Below are 19,413 nucleotides of genomic sequence, written 5' to 3' on the forward strand. Positions count from 1 at the left end.
ATGATAAATCAAGCACCTAAACGCTCCGACGAGCCGGTTTTCTGGGGATTGTTCGGCGCCGGCGGCATGTGGGGCGCGATCGTCGCGCCGGCTATCGTGCTGCTGGTCGGCATTCTGCTGCCGCTGGGGCTGTTCCCCGGTGAAGCGCTGGGTTACGAGCGCGTGCTGGCGTTCTGCCAGAGCCTGATCGGCCGCCTGTTCCTGCTGCTGATGATCATTCTGCCGCTGTGGTGCGGCCTGCACCGCATCCACCATGCGATGCACGATCTGAAGATCCACGTGCCGGCCGGCAAGTGGGTGTTCTACGGTCTGGCGGCAATCCTCAGCGTCGTCACCGTCATCGGCGTCGTCACTCTGTAAACCGCTCGGGTGGCCAACGCCCGTTGGCCGCCCTTTTCTCATCGGCTATACTGTCTACTCGCCCCCGGTAAACAGGAGTCACCGATGCGTTTATGGTCAAAGCTTAGCGTCATGCTTTCCGCCCTGCTCTCCGTCGCCTGCAGCGTCTCCCCGCCTAAAGACATCAAGGTCGTGACCCCCTTTGACAGCCAGCGCTATCTCGGTACCTGGTATGAGATCGCTCGTCTGGATCATCGTTTTGAACGCGGTTTGCAGCAGGTGACCGCCCATTACAGCCCGCGCGCCGACGGCGGGCTGAAAGTCATCAATCGCGGCTTCAATGCGCAAAAACAGCAATGGCAAGAAAGCGAAGGCAAAGCCTACTTTATCGGTTCACCCCAGGTCGCGGCGCTGAAAGTGTCGTTCTTCGGCCCCTTCTACGGCGGCTATAACGTGATTGCCCTGGACCCGGCGTATCGCTACGCGCTGGTTTGCGGCCCTAACCGCGACTATCTGTGGATCCTGTCGCGCACGCCGACGCTTGACGCCAGCGTACGCGACAGCTTATTGCAGACGGCCAAAGGCTACGGTTTCGCCACCGACAAGCTGATCTGGGTGCAACAGTCCGCCGATCAGTGACTGCTGAACTTCAGCCCGAGTATGCCGACCACGATCAGGCACAGGCTGATGATGCGCGCAATATTGGTCGATTCACCCAACAGCACCATGCCCATGATGGCTGCACCCACCGCGCCGATGCCGGTCCACACCGCATAGGCGGTGCCGGCGGGCAGCGTTTTCATGGCGTTGGCCAACAGCAACATGCTGACCACCATCGCAGCGATGGTGATGATGCTCGGCGTCAGCCGGGTAAAACCGTGGGTGTATTTCAGACCGATAGCCCAAACCACTTCGAGCAAACCGGCGATAAGCAGAATAATCCAGGCCATGAGACGGCCTCCCTACCACTGGGGTCGTCCCCGATAAAATGACGCGTAAACGGGTCGTCCCGTTTAGCGAGGTGACGCATGACGGGTAACCTCACCCGCACTGCGGCAGGATAGCAGCAGCGTTAACGCTCAGGCAAGGGATAGAAATGTGGCGGCTCTCCGCAGCCGGAACGCCGCCGGGTAGAGAACGGATTATTCCGCGCTGCGCTGAATAGCCTTGCCGCCGGCCTGAATGTCTTCACCCACACCGCGGGTGGTATTGCAGGCGGTCAGCGAGCTCAAAATCATCAAAGAGAAGATCGCGATAATACTTTTCTTCAGCATAAGAAAGTCCTTATTTGTCGTTGATGAAAAAGTACGGCTTTCTAAGCGTAGTCAAAATTGACGGAGGGTGTGGGATCGTGACCGGCTTTGTGGCGCAAATACATCGGGTTAAAGGCGGGATCAGCTGGCCGTGCGGGAGATGGCGCCGCCGAGATGCTGAACGTCTTCGCCGAAACCGCGAAACGTATTGCAACTGCTGAGGGAGAAAAGGAACAACAGGGAGAGCACGGCCAACAACGTTTTCTTGAACATGCGGATTTTCTGCCAACGAACGGGGATAGGATAAAACAGAGGAACCGCGTGGGTTCCTCTGTTTTGAAACTTATTTAACGCGAGAGACGTATTCGCCAGAGCGAGTGTCAACCTTGATCACTTCGCCGATCTGGACGAACAACGGCACTTTCACCACGGCGCCGGTGCTCAGGGTAGCCGGCTTGCCGCCAGTCCCTGCGGTATCGCCTTTCAGGCCAGGATCGGTATCGGTGATTTCCGCTTCGATGAAGTTCGGCGGCTGAACGGCGATTGGACGGCCATCCCACAGGGTGATGATGCACTCTGCGTTATCCTGCAGCCATTTGGCCGCGTCGCCGACGGTTTTGCCGTCAACCTGATGCTGTTCGAAAGACTCAGGGTGCATGAAGTGGTAGAACTCACCGTCGCTGTACAGGTAGTTCATGTTGGTGTCCATCACGTCTGCGCCTTCGCAAGAATCGGTAGACTTGAAGGTTTTTTCCACGCGGGTGCCGGTCAGCAGACGACGCATTTTCACGCGCGCGAACGCCTGGCCTTTGCCCGGCTTAACGAACTCACTGGCTTCGACGGCGTAAGGTTCGCCCTCGAACATGATTTTAAGACCCGGACGGAAATCGTTGCTAGAATAAGTCGCCATGATGGCCCTCTGAATATTTGAACTGGTAGCTTAGCCAAAAAAATGGCACACATTATAACCCAAAGTACGGCACATAGAGAAGATTGGTTGCATCAACTCGCCGATGTTATTACCGATCCCGATGAATTACTGCAGCTTTTGTCACTGAATACGCACCCGGAACTGCCGCAGGGGCGCGATGCCCGTCGGCTGTTTGCCCTGCGCGTGCCGCGCGCCTTCGCTGCGCGCATGCGCCCCGGCGATGCCAACGACCCGCTGCTGCGCCAGGTGCTGACCGCCAGAGAGGAGTTCATCAACGCCCCAGGGTTCACCACCGATCCGCTGGATGAACAGCGCAGCGTGGTGCCGGGCCTGCTGCACAAATACCGCAATCGCGCGCTGCTGCTGGTCAAAGGCGGCTGTGCGGTCAACTGCCGTTACTGTTTCCGCCGTCACTTCCCCTATCAGGATAATCAGGGCAACAAGAACAACTGGCGGCAGGCGCTGGATTATATCCGCCAACACCCGGAACTGGACGAGATCATTTTTTCCGGCGGCGATCCGCTGATGGCCAAAGACAGCGAGCTGGAGTGGCTGGTCGGCGAGCTGGAGGCCATTCCGCACCTGAAACGCCTGCGCATTCACACCCGTCTGCCGGTGGTGATCCCGGCGCGCATTACGCCAGCGCTGTGCCGCCTGCTGTCGGCCTCGCGCCTGCAGGTGCTGATGGTCACGCACATCAACCACGCCAACGAAATCGACCGCGAGCTGCAGAGCGCCATGGCCCAGCTGCGCCTCGCCGGCGTCACGCTGCTCAACCAGAGCGTGCTGCTGCGCGACGTCAACGACAATGCCGATACGCTGGCGGCACTCAGCAACGCGCTGTTCGACGCCGGCATCCTGCCCTATTACATCCACGTGCTGGACAAGGTGCAGGGCGCGGCGCACTTCATGGTCAGCGACGATGAAGCGCGCGTCATCATGCAGGCGCTGCTGAGCAAGGTGTCCGGTTATCTGGTGCCGCGCCTGACGCGTGAAGTGGGCGGCGAACCGAGCAAAACGCCGATCGACCTGCGCCTGATGCCGGAGTGACGTGCGCCAAATGCCGTAACGAAAAAGAGGAATGCCGTGGCATTCCTCTTTTTTTATCTCTTTGCGACTGCGGTCTCAGCGCCTTACGGGCACTTGTAAACCTGGCCGACCATTTTGCTGTCCAGCGGTGCGAAGCTGGAGAGCAGATTCTGGCTCGGGCTGTTGGCGCCGTAGATCACGTTGCCGCCCATGGCCGCCGCCTTGTTGCGCAGATCGTTGGCCGCACCGCGCATGGAGCTGCCTTCACCGCCGTTGCCGGACAGCCAGTTGCTCTGGGTGCCGGTCACTTCCCCCAGCAGCTGGCATTCCGCCGCCGGCTTGCTGTCGGTGAACTTGATCTGCTGACCCGCAGCGGTCAGTTCATGAGTGGTGCTGCAACCCGCCAGCAGCATCGCTGCCGAAAGACCCAGTAAGGCTTTAATCCGCATCTTGTTCCCCATTCGATGTTGAGAATTACGCAAAATCTTCTACCCGTCGCCTTTCAAGCTGTAGCGTTGTTGACTGCGCTCGCTCACCCCAGTTACTTACTCAAGTAAGCGCCTGGGGACTCACGAGCTGGCCGCCTAGCTACAACTTGAAATTCATAGGGTATATCAGAAAGCGATGCCATCTCTTAAGCATCCGTTGCCGCGCGAGCGGGCCAACGTCTTGAGCGACAGCTGATGACTTACCAGTTTACCAGCTAAATCGCCCCGGGCGGCAAAAATATCATCAAATACAGTGCGGCGGCGTTATACCCAACCGGCAACGGCCGCCGATGCCTGCGCCTCCACGTCGCCCTGGCGCGGTTCCCCCTCCGCCAGTTTGAATACCGCCACCGCCTGCGCCAGCAGGGCCGCCTGTTCCTCCACGCCGACGGCGGTGGTCGCCACCTCCTCCACCAGCGCGGCGTTCTGCTGGGTCACCTGATCCATCTGGGTCACCGCCACCCCGACCTGCTCGACGCCTTTGCTTTGCTCTTCCGACGCATAGGAGATGTTATCCATCAGCGACGTCACCTGGTTCACCGAGCCGACGATGGCATTCATCGTCTCGCCCGCCTGTTCCACCAGCCGCACGCCGGCGGCGATATCGCCGGTTACGCCGTCGACCAGACCGCTGATCTCCTTGGCCGAAGTCGCGCAGCGCTGCGCCAGATTGCGCACTTCGCCGGCTACCACCGCAAAACCCCGCCCCTGCTCCCCGGCACGTGCGGCCTCGACGGCGGCGTTCAGCGCCAGAATGTTGGTCTGGAAGGCGATGCCGTCGATCACGCTGGTAATATCCCCCACCTGACGCGCGCTGTCGTTGATCGCCCGCATCTTGTCGATCGCGCTGGCCATCAGCGTTTCGCCGTTGCGGGCAATGCCGGCGGTCTGATTGACCATGCCGGCGGCCTGAGTGGCGTTATCGGCGTTTTGCCGCACCGTGGCGGTAATCTGCTCCATGCTGGCGGCGGTTTCCGTCAGCGCGCTGGCTTGTTCTTCGGTGCGGCTGGAGAGATCGGCGTTGCCGACGGCGATCTCGTGCGTACCGTGGTTGATCGACTCCACACCGTCACGCACCTGCTGCACGGTCGCACTCAGCTCCTGCTGCATCGTCCGTAGGCTGGCGAACAGCATGCCGATCTCATTGTTGTTGCGTACCGCGATCTCGCTGCGTAGATCGCCGCGCCCAACCTTTTGCAAGTGTTCGGCGATCTGGCGCAGCGGCAGAATCAAGCGCCGGCGGAAATCACGCTGCACGGCGACCAGCAGCAACAGGATCGCTGCCAGGGTGCCGCTCAGCAGGCGGGCGAAGACTTTTTGGGTCTGCTCCGCCTCTTCCACTGCCAGACGGTGGGCGGCCACCGTGGCCCGCATGTAGTCGGCAAACTGGTTATCCAGCCGCTGGCGCACCTGGCGCTTCTCTGTCGCCATGGCGTGCAGCCGCTCGATCAGCGCCGTCTGTGGCGTGTCGGCCAACAGCGTCAGTTCTAGCTTCAGCACCGCCTGCTGCGCCAGGTAAACCTTTTTCATCGCCTCGCCCAGATCCGGGCGCGATACCGTCAGGCCCGGCGTCTCCCAAAACAGGTTGAACGCGACGTCGGCGCTGCGCAGCTCACCGCGCGCCTCATCGATTCCCTGCTGAATATCGGCTCTGCTGGTCTGCGCCCAGCGCTCGAACGCCATGTTGTCGATCAGCGTCTGCGTTTGCAGCAAAGCACGCCAACTGCGGTTAAGCGCCGCTTCCTCGTCGGAGAACGTGCTCATCCTGTCGATACTGTGGCCGTTTTGCTGCATGAAATAGAAGGCAATGGCGCCGGTTCCCATGGGCATCAAGCCCAGCAGCAACAGCATCATCATCAGCCAGGTGGCTATTTTCATATTTTTCAGCATAAGTCGTCTCCGTTGACAGTCACACCGGCGAGGGGAAATTCCCCGCCTGGTAGGGGCTATATCGGTACGAAACGACAACGGTTTAGGGTAAAAACAAAATAATGCAATAATTCATTCAGTGAACTAATAACAGGCTAAATAAACATTCTTTTTATTGATTTTTAAGATAAAAAAAACCCCGGTCGTTTGACCGGGGTTCTCAGCACACAAGCGTGTGGGGGATGATTACATCATGCCGCCCATACCGCCCATGCCACCCATGCCGCCTGCTGCGCCCAGATCCGGTGCGTCAGCCTTCGGCAGGTCGGTGACCATGCATTCGGTGGTGATCATCAGGCCAGCCACGGAAGCCGCGTACTGCAGAGCAGAACGGGTCACTTTGGTCGGATCCAGGATACCCATCGCGATCATGTCGCCGTATTCTTCAGAGTAAGCGTTGTAGCCGTAGCTGCCTTCGCCCGCTTTCACCTGGTTGGCGATAACGGAAGCTTCTTCACCGGCGTTGACCACGATCTGACGCAGAGGGGCTTCCATTGCGCGCAGCGCAACTTTGATACCCACGTTCTGGTCTTCGTTGTCGCCTTTCAGCGCAGCGATTTTGCCTGCAACGCGGATCAGCGCGACGCCGCCGCCGGCAACCACGCCTTCTTCCACTGCGGCGCGGGTTGCGTGCAGGGCGTCTTCAACGCGGGCTTTCTTCTCTTTCATTTCAACTTCAGTGGCTGCGCCAACCTTGATAACGGCAACGCCGCCGGCCAGTTTCGCTACGCGCTCCTGCAGTTTTTCACGATCGTAGTCAGAGGTCGCTTCTTCGATCTGCTGACGAATTTGAGCAACGCGGCCCTGGATGGTCGCTTCGTCGCCCACGCCATCGATGATGATGGTGGTGTCTTTGTTGATGACAACGCGTTTCGCCTGACCCAGATCTTCCAGGGTGGCTTTTTCCAGTTCCAGACCGATCTCTTCAGAGATAACGGTACCGGCAGTCAGGGTAGCGATGTCCTGCAGCATGGCTTTACGACGGTCGCCGAAGCCAGGCGCCTTAACGGCAGCCACTTTCACGATGCCGCGCATGGTGTTGACCACCAGGGTCGCCAGCGCTTCGCCTTCTACGTCTTCAGCGATGATCAGCAGCGGTTTGCCTGCTTTGGCAACGGCTTCCAGCACCGGCAGCATTTCGCGGATGTTGGAGATCTTCTTGTCGGCCAGCAGGATGAACGGGCTTTCCAGCTCAACAGAACCGGTTTCCGGCTTGTTGATGAAGTATGGAGACAGGTAACCGCGGTCGAACTGCATACCTTCAACCACGTCCAGCTCGTCTTGCAGGCCGGTGCCTTCTTCAACGGTGATAACGCCTTCTTTGCCCACTTTCTCCATCGCTTCCGCGATCAGTTTACCCACGGTTTCGTCGGAGTTGGCGGAGATGGTGCCGACCTGAGCGATAGCTTTGGAATCGGAGCAAGGTACGGACAGTTTTTTCAGTTCTTCAACCGCAGCGACAACCGCTTTGTCGATGCCGCGCTTCAGATCCATCGGGTTCATGCCTGCAGCAACCGCTTTCAGGCCTTCGGTGATGATGGATTGAGCCAGTACGGTTGCAGTGGTGGTGCCGTCGCCCGCCGCGTCGTTCGCTTTGGAGGCCACTTCTTTCACCATCTGTGCGCCCATGTTCTCGAACTTGTCTTCCAGCTCGATTTCACGCGCAACGGAAACGCCGTCTTTGGTGATGGTCGGTGCGCCGAAAGATTTATCCAGCACTACGTTGCGGCCTTTCGGGCCCAGGGTCACTTTTACTGCATCAGCGAGAACATTCACGCCGCGGAGCATTTTCACGCGAGCGTCATTGCCGAATTTTACGTCTTTAGCTGCCATTGGTATTTCCCTTCAACTCGTTCAGTTCAGAAGATAAAGCGCAATTACGCTTCAACAATTGCCAGAATGTCGCTTTCGGACATGATCAACACTTCTTCATTGTCGATCTTCTCTGCTTTCACGCCGTAGCCGTCGTTGAAAATCACGATATCGCCAACTTTCACATCCAGCGGTTGGATGTTGCCGTTTTCCAGCACACGCCCTTTACCCACTGCAACCACTTCACCGCGAGTGGATTTACCCGCAGCAGAGCCAGTCAGGACGATGCCGCCAGCAGATTTTGATTCAACTTCTTTGCGCTTGACGATAACGCGGTCATGCAATGGACGAATACTCATTGAACGCTCTCCTGTAAGAAGGTCTCTATCAGATTTAGGGTTGTACACCGGATGGTTGTTATTACCGGCCTCGTGGCATTTGAGATGGGGGCGTTCCAGCCCCCTTCAAGGGGGCGAACAAAAAAAATTTCGCATTTTTGGTCCGACGAGTGCCGCAGAGATGAAAAACGCGGCCTGAGCCGCGTTTGCTTAACGATCGTGAGGTTTGCGATCCTCGTCCGGGCGGTGTTCCAGCACCGGGCGATCGTCGTCCTTGCGCTGGAATTCGCCGTCGAAGGTATTGCCGTTGGCGGCGTCGCCTCCGGTCCAACCGCCGGGGCGATACACCGACAGGTGCGGCATCAGCTTCAGCGTCAGCGATTTTTGCACCGGCGGCAGCAGCAGCAACAGGCCGAGGAAATCGGTGAAGAAGCCCGGTATCAGCAGCAGGAAGCCCGCCAGCACCAGCGAAACGCTTTTCACCATTTCCGCCGCCGGGCTTTCGCCGGCCGCCAGTTTTTGCTGCATCTGCACGAAGGTTTTCATGCCCTGATTGCGCACCAGCGAAATGCCGACGCAGGAGCTGAACACCACCAGCAGCAGGGTGACAGCCACGCCGAGCACGGCGGCGACTTTGATAAAAATGGATATTTCTATGTAAGCCAGCAGAAATATCAGCAGTAGCGGTAACCAGCGCACCTGGTTCTCCTATCGGTAGATAAAGCACGGCCGCCATGGGGGCGACAGCGCGAAAAAAGAGGCCGTAAACGGCCGACACCATTACAATGAGGGCATCACCCCACCATTTCAACCGAGAGCCGGTTTTTATTGCTAAAGTTCACAAACGTGAAAGAAGTCACAGAACCGGAAAAGGGCATATCCTTAAACACCATAAGGTGATCTGGGTTCAGTCATTTCTTACCAACCAGCATATGATCTGGGCAGCAACGGGCGATTTGGTTAATCGTTTCACGCCCCAAGCCTTCGGCAACATTAATTTAGGCTGTGCCCTTACTAGCCTTGACCTGACAAATTATTAATTCGGCAGCAACACATAGAGAAGGTTCTCATGTCAAACAACATTCGTATCGAAGAAGACCTGTTAGGAACACGTGAAGTCCCCGCAGACGCTTACTACGGAGTTCACACTCTGCGTGCGATTGAAAACTTCTATATCAGCAACAGCAAAATCAGCGATGTCCCCGAGTTCGTTCGCGGCATGGTGATGGTGAAAAAGGCCGCGGCGATGGCCAATAAAGAACTCAAAACCATCCCGCGCAAAATCGCCGACGTGATCATCCAGGCCTGCGACGAGGTGTTGGATAAAGGCAAGTGCATGGATCAATTCCCGGTGGACGTGTTCCAGGGCGGCGCAGGCACCTCGCTGAACATGAACACCAACGAAGTGCTGGCGAACATCGGCCTGGAGCTGATGGGCCATCAAAAAGGCGAATACCAGTACCTGAACCCGAACGATCACCTCAATAAGTGCCAGTCCACCAACGACGCCTACCCGACCGGGTTCCGCATCGCGGTGTACGCCTCCAACCAGAAACTGATCGACGCCATCAACCAGCTGCGTGAAGGCTTCGATCGCAAGGCGAAAGAGTTCGAAACCATCCTGAAAATGGGCCGCACCCAGCTGCAGGACGCGGTGCCGATGACCCTCGGCCAGGAATTCCACGCCTTCAGCGTGCTGCTGAACGAAGAGACCCGCAACCTGCACCGCACCGCGGAGCTGCTGCTGGAAGTTAACCTGGGCGCCACCGCCATCGGCACCGCGCTCAACACCCCGGAAGGCTATCAGCCGCTGGCGGTGCAAAAACTGGCGGAAGTCAGCGGCCTGCCGGTGGTGCCGGCGGAAGACCTGATCGAAGCCACCTCCGACTGCGGCGCCTACGTGATGGTGCACAGCGCACTCAAACGCCTGGCGGTGAAACTGTCCAAAATCTGTAACGATCTGCGCCTGCTCTCCTCCGGCCCCCGCGCCGGCCTGAACGAAATCAACCTGCCGGAGCTGCAGGCGGGGTCGTCCATCATGCCGGCCAAAGTGAACCCGGTGGTGCCGGAAGTGGTCAATCAGGTGTGTTTCAAGGTGATTGGCAACGACACTTGCGTTACCATGGCGGCCGAAGCGGGCCAGCTGCAGCTGAACGTGATGGAGCCGGTGATCGGCCAGGCGATGTTCGAGTCGATCCACATCCTGACCAACGCCTGCTACAACCTGCTGGAAAAATGCATTAACGGCATCACCGCGAATAAAGAAGTCTGCGAACACTACGTCTTCAACTCGATCGGTATCGTCACCTATCTGAACCCGTTCATTGGCCACCACAACGGTGACATCGTCGGGAAGATCTGCGCCGAAACCGGCAAGAGCGTGCGCGAAGTGGTGCTGGAACGCGGCCTGCTGACCGAAGCCGAGCTGGATGACATCTTCTCCGTGGAGAACCTGATGCACCCGGCTTATAAAGCTAAACGCTATACGGATGAAAATGAACAATAACAGACCTACCCGGTAGCCCTGAAAGGCACGCTAAATCCTCTGGATAGCGTGCCTTTTTACTTTCCGGCGCCCACAAAATTTTAACGTTTGATTTTCAATTTCTCTCATTTTAAGGAGTAAACACTATGCTAGCCGTAGAATTGGTTATCGTTCTGCTGGCCATCTTTTTAGGGGCCAGGTTGGGCGGTATCGGTATCGGGTTCGCGGGGGGGTTGGGCGTTCTGGTCCTGGCGCTGATCGGCGTCAAGCCAGGCAGCATTCCCTTCGACGTGATTTCCATCATCATGGCGGTGATCGCGGCGATCTCCGCGATGCAGGTCGCCGGGGGGATGGACTATCTGGTGCAGCAGACCGAAAAACTGCTGCGCAAGAACCCCAAACACATCACCATTCTCGCCCCTATCGTCACTTACTTCCTGACCATCTTCGCCGGCACCGGCAACATCTCGCTCTCGGCGCTGCCGGTGATCGCCGAGGTGGCGAAAGAGCAGGGCATCAAGCCTTGCCGCCCGCTGTCGACCGCCGTCGTCTCCGCCCAGATCGCCATCACCGCCTCGCCGATCTCCGCCGCGGTGGTGTACATGTCTTCGGTGATGGAAGGCCACGGCGTCAGCTACCTGCACTTGCTGATGGTGGTGATCCCATCCACCTTCTGCGCCGTGCTGGTGATGTCGCTGCTGGTGACCTGGCTGTTCGACTCCAAGCTGTCTAACGATCCGGTGTACCTGAAACGCCTGGAAGAAGGCCTGATCACCCTGCGCGGCAACAACGCGCTGGCGATCAAACCGCGCGCCAAAACCTCGGTGCTGCTGTTCCTGCTGGGCGTGCTGTGCGTGGTCGCCTACGCCATCATCAACAGCCCTGGCCTGGGCCTGGTGGCCAAGCCGCTGATGAACACCACCAACGCCATCCTGATCATCATGCTGAGCGTCGCCACGCTGACCACCCTGCTGTGCCGCGTCGACACCGACATGGTGCTGAACTCCAGCACCTTCAAGGCTGGCATGAGCGCCTGTATCTGTATCCTCGGCGTCGCCTGGCTGGGCGACACCTTCGTGCAAGCCAACATCGACTGGATCAAAGAGACGGCCGGCAGCGTCATTCAGGCGCACCCGTGGCTGCTGGCGGTGATCTTCTTCTTCTGCTCGGCGCTGCTGTACTCGCAGGCCGCCACCGCCAAGGCGCTGATGCCGATGGCGCTGGCGCTGAACGTGTCGCCGCTGACCGCCGTCGCCTCCTTCGCCGCCGTTTCCGGCCTGTTCATCCTGCCGACCTACCCGACGCTGGTCGCCGCGGTGCAGATGGACGATACCGGCACCACGCGCATCGGCCGCTTCGTGTTCAACCATCCGTTCTTCATTCCCGGCACCATGGGCGTGATCTTCGCGGTGGTATTCGGCTTCCTGCTCGGCAGCGTCATGCTGTAAGGCATCGACCGGGGCTACGGCCCCGGTTTTCTTTCTGGCGATAAACTCGCCTTCTAGCCAATCCGCCTTCAGGGTATAGTGCCCATTCAAACCGAAGAGAGGGCTGAAGATGTCTGATTGCGAAGCTGTCGTCATACTCTGTACCGCACCCGATGAAGCCAGCGCCCAGGAACTGGCGGCGCGGGTCTTGGGCGATAAGCTGGCGGCCTGCGCCACGCTGCTGCCCGGCGCCACCTCGCTGTATTACTGGGAAGGGAAACTGGAACAGGAATACGAAGTGCAGATGCTGTTCAAAAGCGATCGCCGCCGTCAGCAAGCCCTGCTCGACACCCTGAAACAACATCACCCTTACCAGACGCCCGAGCTGCTGGTCTTGCCGGTGATGGCCGGAGATAAAGACTACCTGTTATGGATCAACGCTTCCTTAAACTGATTTTGCTGCTGTGCAGCCTGTGCTTCCTGCCGCAGGCGGCGCAGGCTTCGCTGTTCGCGCCGAAGGGCGGCAGCCAGTTCGTGCCTGTCGATCAGGCCTTCACTTTCGATTTCAAACAGCAAGGCAACCAGGTAACGCTGAACTGGCAGATCCGCCCCGGCTACTACCTGTATCGTCAGCAGATCAAACTGGTGCCGCAGCAGGCGACGCTCGGCGCGTTTACCCTGCCCGAAGGGCTGAGCCACAAGGATGAATTCTTCGGCGAAGTGGCGATTTTCAAACAGCAGCTGAATCTGCAGGTGCCGCTGCAACAGGCGGCGGCCAACGCCAGCCTCAGCGTCACCTATCAGGGCTGCGCCGAGGCCGGCTTCTGCTATCCGCCGGAAACCCGAACCATCCCGCTGGACGCGGTCAGCGCCACCGCCGCCGCGCCGCTCTCGGCCTCTGCGCCGGCTGAAGCCCCTGCCGCACCGGCCAGCCTGCCGTTCTCGCCGCTGTGGGCATTGCTGATCGGCATCGGTATCGCCTTCACCCCGTGCGTACTGCCGATGTACCCGCTGATCTCCGGCATCATCCTCGGCCGCGACCGGCCGCAAAGCAGCGGCCGCATTCTGGCGCTGGCGGTGGTTTACGTGCAGGGCATGGCGCTCACCTACACCCTGCTGGGCTTGGTGGTGGCCGCCGCCGGATTGCAGTTCCAGGCGGCGCTGCAGCATCCTTACGTCCTGATTGGCCTGTCGGCGCTGTTCATCGCGCTGGCGCTGTCGATGTTCGGCCTCTATTCCCTGCAGTTGCCCTCGGCGCTGCAAACCCGGCTGGCAAACTGGAGCAACACCCAGCGCGGCGGCTCACTGACCGGCGTGTTCCTGATGGGCGCCCTGGCCGGGCTGATCTGTTCCCCCTGCACCACCGCGCCACTCAGCGCCATCCTGCTGTATATCGCCCAGAGCGGTAATCTGTGGGCCGGCGGCGGCACGCTGTACCTGTACGCGCTGGGAATGGGCATTCCGCTGGTGATCGTCACCCTGTTCGGCAACCGCCTGCTGCCGCGCAGCGGCCCGTGGATGCAGTACGTGAAAGAGGCCTTCGGCTTCGTCATTCTGGCGCTACCGGTGTTCCTGCTGGAGCGGGTGATCGGCGACCTGTGGGGCATGCGCCTATGGAGCCTGCTCGGCCTGGCGTTCTTCAGCTGGGCCTTCGCCCTGAGCCTAAGAAGCGCACGCGGCTGGGCGCGTGCCCTGCAATTGCTGTTGCTGGCGGTGGCGGTGATCGCCGCGCGGCCGCTGCAGGACTGGGCTTTCGGCACCGACCAGGCGCAGCAGGCGGCTCAACCGCATCTGGCCTTTACCCGCATCAACAACGTCGAACAGCTCGATCTCGCGCTGCAACAGGCGCGGGGCAAACCGGTGATGCTGGACCTATACGCCGACTGGTGCGTAGCTTGCAAAGAGTTCGAGAAATACACCTTCAGCGACGCCGCGGTGCAGGCGAGCCTGGCCAACGCGGTGCTGCTGCAGGCGGACGTCACCGCTAACAGTGCGGAACAGGCAGCGCTGCTGAAGCATCTGCAGGTGCTGGGGCTGCCGACGATCCTGTTCTTCGATCCGGCGGGCCAGGAACTGACAGTACAGCGGGTCACCGGTTTTATGAAGGCGGCAGCCTTCAACGCGCATTTGCAGAAAGTGATGTGATAAATAACACTGAGGTTCTGAACCGAAGAGGAGGAAGCACAAGTGCAACGTGAACACGTCCTTGATACCGCGCTGGGCCTGTTGGAACAACAGGGCCTGGCGACCGCCACATTAGAGATGCTGGCGGAAAAACTCGACGTTCAGCCCGGCGATCTCAAGCGGTTCTGGCCAGATCGCGAAGCGCTGCTGTACGACTGCCTGCGCTACCACGGCCAACAGATCGACACCTGGCGCCGCCAGCTGCTGCTGGACGAGAGCCTGAGCCCGCAGCAAAAGCTGCTGGCGCGCTATGACGTGCTGGCGGAATACGTGCAGCAAGACCGCTACCCCGGCTGCCTGTTTATCGCCGCCTGCAGCTTCTTCCCGGAAACGGATCATCCGATCCACCAACTGGCGGAGCAGCAAAAGCTGACCTCACTGGAGCTGACCCGCGAACTGCTGCGCGACATGGACGCCGACGACGCCGACATGGTGGCACAGCAAATGGAGCTGATTCAGGAAGGCTGCCTGAGCAAACTGCTGGTAAAACGCCAGCTCCAGGACGTATCGGTCGCCAAACGGCTGGCGGAAGACATCTTGCAGGTGGCGCAGTGCCGCCGCAACGGGGCGTTGAGCTGAATCGGCAGGGTTGGCGGCACAGCCAACCCAAGGTGATAGCCAGAACAGGCGCATTTTTTGCGCCCTTTGCCTGAAAAGCCAGCAACCGGAGGTATTTTAACGTCTTTAACGCATAAAGCCGTTGACGGCTTTCGGCCAATACGGTTTAATGCTGCCCGTTGCCCGGATAGCTCAGTCGGTAGAGCAGGGGATTGAAAATCCCCGTGTCCTTGGTTCGATTCCGAGTCCGGGCACCATATTCAGAAAAACCCGCCTATGGCGGGTTTTTCGCTTTCTGGGGTACGGACTCTCCATCGAACTGCGTTCGATTATTCGGCCAAAGGCCTCACCCTGCGGGCCAGCGCTGAAGCGCTGTTCAACGCGGCGCCAGCTCCGGTTGTCCGAGTCCGGTCGCCCTATTTAGAAGAACCCATCTATGGCTGGGTTTTTGCTTTTCAGGGACTGGACTCTTCATCGAACTGCGTTCGATTATTCGGCCAAAGGCCTCCCCCTGCGGGCCAGCGGCATAGGACGAATGCTCCCTTCTCTACTTGCATCCCCCAGAAACGTTGGCTCCAAGGGTAAGCGAATTGCCGCATTCTCGGCATTAGGTGTGAAAGTGGCGACGCTAGACGAGCAATGCCCAATTTCGTTGAGGCGGATACTTACTCTCTGGTAAAAAACGCTACGTCATGCAATGCGTAGCAGCGTCAATGATGACGTCGCAATGCTAACCAACGGGAAGAATGGCCAATTTCTTGAATAGATAGCTGCCTTTTCTTCATCCGCTGCGCATGTTTGTAGAATGAATAGATGCTTAAACAGAACAAAAATATCGCGAAATAAAACAAATCCACTTCACCTTTCCCTTGGTGTAGATAATACCCAAAGTAAATTACGTACAGCTACCATCACTGCCAACGATAATAATTCACCTAACTTATGATCTGATTCGGAACAACAGGCTATTTAATCAACAGTCACAAAAAAAGCAGGGAGGATAACCCTGCTTGTCATTCAAAAAATAAATATTACTGGCATAACGGCGAGTATTTTTTCATAAACGGCGATTCACATATCGCATTCATGACTTCGCCTTTATCTTTTTCTTTAGGCTTGGCGCCTGTGTTGGTGTTGCCCGCACATTGCCCGCCATTTTTCCCTTGACCATTGATGCATTGGCCAAAATCGCTATTGCCGGCACCGCTGGCGTTGCCATTATTGCCCTGCACGTTCTGATTGCCGTTAAAACCGGCATAGGCATAAGATGCCATCATGATGCAAGCGCCAATAAGTAAAGCTGCTGTCTTTTTCATAATTTTCCCTTTTTGTTATTTAATAAATGAATAAAGCGAGAATTAACATTCCCCTGATGAATTTCAATCAGAATCAAATATCTTTTAGCGTTCTAAAGATAACAGACGAGAATAATTATAATTATTCCCCATCACAGTTAGGAATACTCTGCCTCTGGAGATAGTAACCAATACATAAAGTCATGGCTGCGGTTTAACATCAGCTTACCCATTACCGAACGTTTATGGCTGTGCACCGTTTTAACGCTCACCCCCATTATTCTGGCGGTTTGCGATTGATCCAACCCGCGCCGCATATAGCCGATAACCTGCCGCTCACGAGGGGTCAGCACCAGTCCGGAAAAATGGCATGCCGGGCCGGGATTGGCCAGGGCATCGGTCAATAGCGTAAACAGCCGTTGTTGATCGTCGGTTCGATAAAGCACTCGCTTCGCTCGCCTAGCAACAAGGGTCTGTCTTTCTTCAATGGTGACGACGTGTGCCCTTGAATAGGCAGTCCAACGCCGAGCGCGCCGGAGCTGCGAGGTCAACACGATGTCGGGCCGCTCATCGCTGCCTGGCCGCAGGAAATGCGCGACTTTATTATACTGCTGCGCATATTTCGCAATGCTTAACCGCAAGCCGGTAGCGAAATAGCGATTTTCGTCATCAATCACAATATTGATCGGTTTCATTCCCTGAGCCTCCTGTAGGCATAGTATTAATTCGTACCGGCGATAACCTTCCGCCGACCCTTTGTCTCTCGCTTTTACAGTGTATGACTGAAAATAGCGGGTCGTTCAGGCTCACTCCATGACATCGCCAGGTAAGAGAATGCGTATATCACATATGTTCTTTTCGCATTTACCAAATAAGCAGCGACACGGCAACAATCTCATTCACTTGCTCATTGACTAATGACTTATTTAATACGCGCGATAGCACATTACTTTATGCCACCTCTACGATGAGCACCACCGAGGCAGAAAACGGGCCCGTATGTGAGGTATTATTATTTTTAAGATCGCCATCGATAAATATCTCTTGCGTACCGGCCCGCACGTTAACAAAACTTTCCAAACTGTTCGCACCCGGGGTTGAATTCCTCACTTTCAGGCTGGCCGTCAGCTTTCCATCCTGGCTGAGTGACATATTCGTCACATTGGAGGCAAACTTGACCCGCACGCTGCTGTCACCGGAGCAGTCAATTTTAAATGAACCACTGGCCTGCCGGCTTACCACGTCGTTGCCGAACGTTCCAAAATTGACCAGGGCATCAGTATCCAGAATATCGCAGCTTGTCGTCAGAGGGATAAGTGGGCTGCAATCGAATCGCCCCGAAGACCCATTCCCAACCGCTGAAGAATTAGAAAAATACAAACATGATCTGAAACCCTCAAGTTCAAAATAGGGACGAATCAGTTCCGTCTTGGCTATGCCAAAGCCGCCACGGTACTTCATCAATGGCACCAGTTCCCCAATAGTTTTGGCTGTTGCTATATTTGTCTTGCAAGTACTGGTCGAACACTGGTTAGGGGGGCGTCGGTCAACCAAGTCAGTGATCAACCTGGCAGTAGCCACAGATCCGTTCGAGGCAATTGGGTAGATAGCGAAAGTGTAACCACATGGGTACGCAGTACTAGTTATCGTGCCATTGCATATATTACTATCGGGTATCGGCCCAATGTCATTTAGCGTGGTGGTGACAAGGAAAGACCCCGGGATCTCCCCTTTTCGTATGATGGTGGTGGCGTTGTGGTATGCGGCATTCGCCGTGCTGACGCTGCAAAAAAACACGATTAAAAATAAAAGAGCACTTTTCATCGAATGACCTTTCATATTATCTCAACAATAGCCACCACAGGCACAGAAAACGGGCCGGTATGCGAGCTATTGTTATTCCTGATATCACCATCGATAAAGATTTCTCTATTGCCGCCTGGCACTTTGACATAATTCTCGCCCACGCCAGCGATCAGATCTCTAAACTTCAGGCTGGCGGTCATTCGCCCGTCCTGGCTTAACGGCATATTGGTGACATTGGAATTAAACTTAACGCGCAAGTAAGCCTCGCTGGCACAATTTATCTTGATGGTTCCCGTGGCCTGCCGGGCCGTGACATCGCTGCTGAATGTGCCAAAGTCAACGATGGCGTTAGTGTCAAGAATATCGCAACTGTTCGTCTTGGGTATTTCGGGGCCGCAGCCGAAAGCGCCACTCCATCTACCGTTAATTGCCACACCGAAGCAGAGTCGAAGAGGCCAGCTGCCAACCTGGTTTATATCTCTCGTCGAGTTCGTCCCATTGCGCCCTAAATACCTGACTAACGGCGCGAGCTCCCCCATGGTTTTGGCCGTGCTCGTGCTGGTCTTGCAATCCGCCGTGTTACAGCTGCTGTTGGCCTCAGCCAATGCCACAGAGGCACGTGGGGAGCTCGATAAGGTCATCACCACAGATAACATGCAGTCTCTTTGTCCATAACATGGGTTGGGTTCCTGCGACTCCGGTAAAATACGGAGAAACGTAAAAGAGAGAAAAGCATAGGATCCACTTGTAGGCTCTATACGAGGAATGGCCTCAAAATTAGCGGCGCGGGCCGCATTCATGCCGCCGAAAAATACGATTAGCAATAATAAAAAAATCTTTTTCATCTGGTTACCCTGCCGGAAAAATAGCTTATCCGACCATCGCCAATGGCGAAAATATTCCGCCGGTTAAGTGCCGTCGGTGCGCCTCTTTCCACCGCGTTTATAACGCGGCGGCTTTAATTGCTGCCGCAGCCCGGCACCGGAGCAGTGCAGCTTCGGTGCCGGTCTAACGTTTTACTCATATATGGCGGTCATGGTTGCCGACGCATTGAAACTCGCCGTAGGTAAACCCGAGTTCGGCTTGCCGATCGGCACGGCGTAAAACTTAGGCGGGTTATTCACATCGGTAACCGCCACCTTGCTCTTAGGCACATAGGTTTTATCCCCGTCCCCCTCGATGATACGCAACCCGAGATTATTAAATGCCGGGAGGGGTAGGGCCTGGATCGCGTTGTAATCGCCCCATGGGACGGTCGTATATTCCAACATCACCTTAAGCTGGCCGCTGCCTGGTGAACCGCCCTCACATTTGATGCCGTAGGGGATCGGCATTTTCTTATAGTCTTTACCATTAATCTTGTTGATCACCACTTCCGCAAAATTAACGCTGACATCGTTACCCTCGTTGAGGGTGCAGTCTGGCGCCGCCACCAGCGTACCGGTAAAGTTCACCTTTATCGCCTGCGCCGCGCCGCTGGCCAGCAATCCCATACAGGCCAAGGCGGCCAGCCCTGGAATATATTTCATCTTCATCTCC

Annotated in this window: 23 protein-coding genes and 1 tRNA gene; 10 read left to right on the forward strand and 14 right to left on the reverse strand. The window is 57.0% G+C overall.

The features are described 5' to 3' along the window. Both frdD and blc read left to right on the forward strand, forming a co-directional pair. Window positions 1–360, forward strand: a complete 360-nt coding sequence (gene frdD / locus N6G83_RS44105; protein ID WP_004929672.1) for a fumarate reductase subunit FrdD — start codon at window positions 1–3, stop codon at window positions 358–360. Between the two features lie 84 nt (window positions 361–444). Next, the gene (gene blc, locus N6G83_RS44110) at window positions 445–978 is read left to right on the forward strand and encodes an outer membrane lipoprotein Blc (protein WP_049205241.1); all 534 of its coding nucleotides are present in this window, start codon (window positions 445–447) and stop codon (window positions 976–978) included. On the opposite strand, the gene sugE is transcribed toward blc, so the two are convergent. The 4 genes from sugE to efp form a co-directional block, all read right to left on the reverse strand. Then, complete coding sequence (gene sugE, locus N6G83_RS44115; RefSeq protein ID WP_004929669.1) at window positions 972–1,289, reverse strand: quaternary ammonium compound efflux SMR transporter SugE; 318 nt, start codon at window positions 1,287–1,289, stop codon at window positions 972–974. The genes blc and sugE overlap by 7 nt on opposite strands. 192 nt (window positions 1,290–1,481) lie before the next feature. Next, entirely contained in the window at window positions 1,482–1,613 is a 132-nt protein-coding gene (locus N6G83_RS44120) for an entericidin A/B family lipoprotein (RefSeq protein ID WP_004929668.1), read from the reverse strand. Window positions 1,614–1,733: 120 nt separating this feature from the next. Beyond that, window positions 1,734–1,865: an entericidin A/B family lipoprotein gene (locus N6G83_RS44125; protein WP_004929667.1), complete on the reverse strand. Its 132-nt coding sequence runs from the start codon at window positions 1,863–1,865 to the stop codon at window positions 1,734–1,736. Between the two features lie 70 nt (window positions 1,866–1,935). Continuing rightward, window positions 1,936–2,502, reverse strand: coding sequence for an elongation factor P (gene efp, locus N6G83_RS44130; RefSeq protein WP_004929666.1), 567 nt, complete (start codon window positions 2,500–2,502; stop codon window positions 1,936–1,938). 42 nt (window positions 2,503–2,544) lie between these two features. Here efp and epmB point away from each other — a divergent pair, with 42 nt between their 5' ends. Next, the gene (gene epmB, locus N6G83_RS44135; RefSeq protein ID WP_049209618.1) at window positions 2,545–3,573 is read left to right on the forward strand and encodes an EF-P beta-lysylation protein EpmB; all 1,029 of its coding nucleotides are present in this window, start codon (window positions 2,545–2,547) and stop codon (window positions 3,571–3,573) included. An 83-nt stretch (window positions 3,574–3,656) separates the two neighbouring features. Here the strand turns inward: epmB and N6G83_RS44140 are convergent, their stop codons facing one another. The 5 genes from N6G83_RS44140 to N6G83_RS44160 form a co-directional block, all read right to left on the reverse strand. After that, complete coding sequence (locus tag N6G83_RS44140) at window positions 3,657–4,001, reverse strand: DUF4156 domain-containing protein (protein WP_025305007.1); 345 nt, start codon at window positions 3,999–4,001, stop codon at window positions 3,657–3,659. A gap of 303 nt (window positions 4,002–4,304) precedes the next feature. Continuing rightward, window positions 4,305–5,930, reverse strand: a complete 1,626-nt coding sequence (locus tag N6G83_RS44145; RefSeq protein WP_089196434.1) for a methyl-accepting chemotaxis protein — start codon at window positions 5,928–5,930, stop codon at window positions 4,305–4,307. A gap of 225 nt (window positions 5,931–6,155) precedes the next feature. Beyond that, window positions 6,156–7,802, reverse strand: coding sequence for a chaperonin GroEL (groL, locus tag N6G83_RS44150; RefSeq protein ID WP_004929662.1), 1,647 nt, complete (start codon window positions 7,800–7,802; stop codon window positions 6,156–6,158). Between the two features lie 44 nt (window positions 7,803–7,846). Further along, window positions 7,847–8,140, reverse strand: a complete 294-nt coding sequence (locus N6G83_RS44155) for a co-chaperone GroES (RefSeq protein ID WP_004929661.1) — start codon at window positions 8,138–8,140, stop codon at window positions 7,847–7,849. A gap of 189 nt (window positions 8,141–8,329) precedes the next feature. After that, complete coding sequence (locus N6G83_RS44160) at window positions 8,330–8,818, reverse strand: FxsA family protein (protein WP_073531328.1); 489 nt, start codon at window positions 8,816–8,818, stop codon at window positions 8,330–8,332. Between the two features lie 370 nt (window positions 8,819–9,188). Between N6G83_RS44160 and aspA the strand changes: the two genes are divergently transcribed. The 6 genes from aspA to N6G83_RS44190 all read left to right on the forward strand — a co-directional run bounded on the left by aspA (window position 9,189) and on the right by N6G83_RS44190 (window position 15,030). Continuing rightward, window positions 9,189–10,625 (forward strand): aspartate ammonia-lyase, encoded by a 1,437-nt coding sequence (gene aspA, locus N6G83_RS44165; RefSeq protein ID WP_004929659.1) that lies wholly within the window; start codon window positions 9,189–9,191, stop codon window positions 10,623–10,625. A 125-nt stretch (window positions 10,626–10,750) separates the two neighbouring features. Continuing rightward, window positions 10,751–12,052 (forward strand): anaerobic C4-dicarboxylate transporter, encoded by a 1,302-nt coding sequence (locus N6G83_RS44170; RefSeq protein ID WP_016929379.1) that lies wholly within the window; start codon window positions 10,751–10,753, stop codon window positions 12,050–12,052. Window positions 12,053–12,161: 109 nt separating this feature from the next. Beyond that, window positions 12,162–12,485 carry a divalent cation tolerance protein CutA gene (gene cutA / locus N6G83_RS44175; protein ID WP_004929657.1) on the forward strand — a complete coding sequence of 108 codons (324 nt, stop codon included), beginning with the start codon at window positions 12,162–12,164 and terminating at the stop codon, window positions 12,483–12,485. Then, entirely contained in the window at window positions 12,461–14,176 is a 1,716-nt protein-coding gene (locus N6G83_RS44180) for a protein-disulfide reductase DsbD (RefSeq protein ID WP_197832096.1), read from the forward strand. The genes cutA and N6G83_RS44180 overlap by 25 nt, the downstream gene beginning before the upstream one ends. Before the next feature lie 42 nt (window positions 14,177–14,218). Next, complete coding sequence (gene dicD / locus N6G83_RS44185) at window positions 14,219–14,794, forward strand: division control transcriptional repressor DicD (protein WP_004929655.1); 576 nt, start codon at window positions 14,219–14,221, stop codon at window positions 14,792–14,794. Window positions 14,795–14,954: 160 nt separating this feature from the next. Further along, a tRNA-Phe gene (locus N6G83_RS44190) sits at window positions 14,955–15,030 on the forward strand. Between the two features lie 774 nt (window positions 15,031–15,804). On the opposite strand, the gene N6G83_RS44195 is transcribed toward N6G83_RS44190, so the two are convergent. From N6G83_RS44195 to N6G83_RS44205, 3 genes are all read right to left on the reverse strand, one after another. Further along, complete coding sequence (locus tag N6G83_RS44195; RefSeq protein ID WP_197837292.1) at window positions 15,805–16,089, reverse strand: hypothetical protein; 285 nt, start codon at window positions 16,087–16,089, stop codon at window positions 15,805–15,807. Between the two features lie 137 nt (window positions 16,090–16,226). Next, on the reverse strand, window positions 16,227–16,763 hold the full coding sequence (locus tag N6G83_RS44200) for a LuxR C-terminal-related transcriptional regulator (RefSeq protein WP_197837293.1): 537 nt from the start codon (window positions 16,761–16,763) through the stop codon (window positions 16,227–16,229). Window positions 16,764–17,019: 256 nt separating this feature from the next. Further along, window positions 17,020–17,529: a hypothetical protein gene (locus N6G83_RS44205; protein WP_167324737.1), complete on the reverse strand. Its 510-nt coding sequence runs from the start codon at window positions 17,527–17,529 to the stop codon at window positions 17,020–17,022. Window positions 17,530–17,752: 223 nt separating this feature from the next. Here N6G83_RS44205 and N6G83_RS44210 point away from each other — a divergent pair, with 223 nt between their 5' ends. Further along, a complete protein-coding gene (locus N6G83_RS44210; protein ID WP_167324736.1) occupies window positions 17,753–17,899 on the forward strand; it encodes a hypothetical protein in 147 nt (48 codons plus the stop codon). A gap of 4 nt (window positions 17,900–17,903) precedes the next feature. Here the strand turns inward: N6G83_RS44210 and N6G83_RS44215 are convergent, their stop codons facing one another. Then, entirely contained in the window at window positions 17,904–18,719 is an 816-nt protein-coding gene (locus N6G83_RS44215) for a hypothetical protein (protein WP_260516188.1), read from the reverse strand. A 171-nt stretch (window positions 18,720–18,890) separates the two neighbouring features. Beyond that, window positions 18,891–19,403, reverse strand: coding sequence for a fimbrial protein (locus N6G83_RS44220; protein WP_197771030.1), 513 nt, complete (start codon window positions 19,401–19,403; stop codon window positions 18,891–18,893). Window positions 19,404–19,413: the final 10 nt, after the last annotated feature.

The sequence above is a fragment of the Serratia sp. PL7 genome (genome assembly GCF_945957435.1).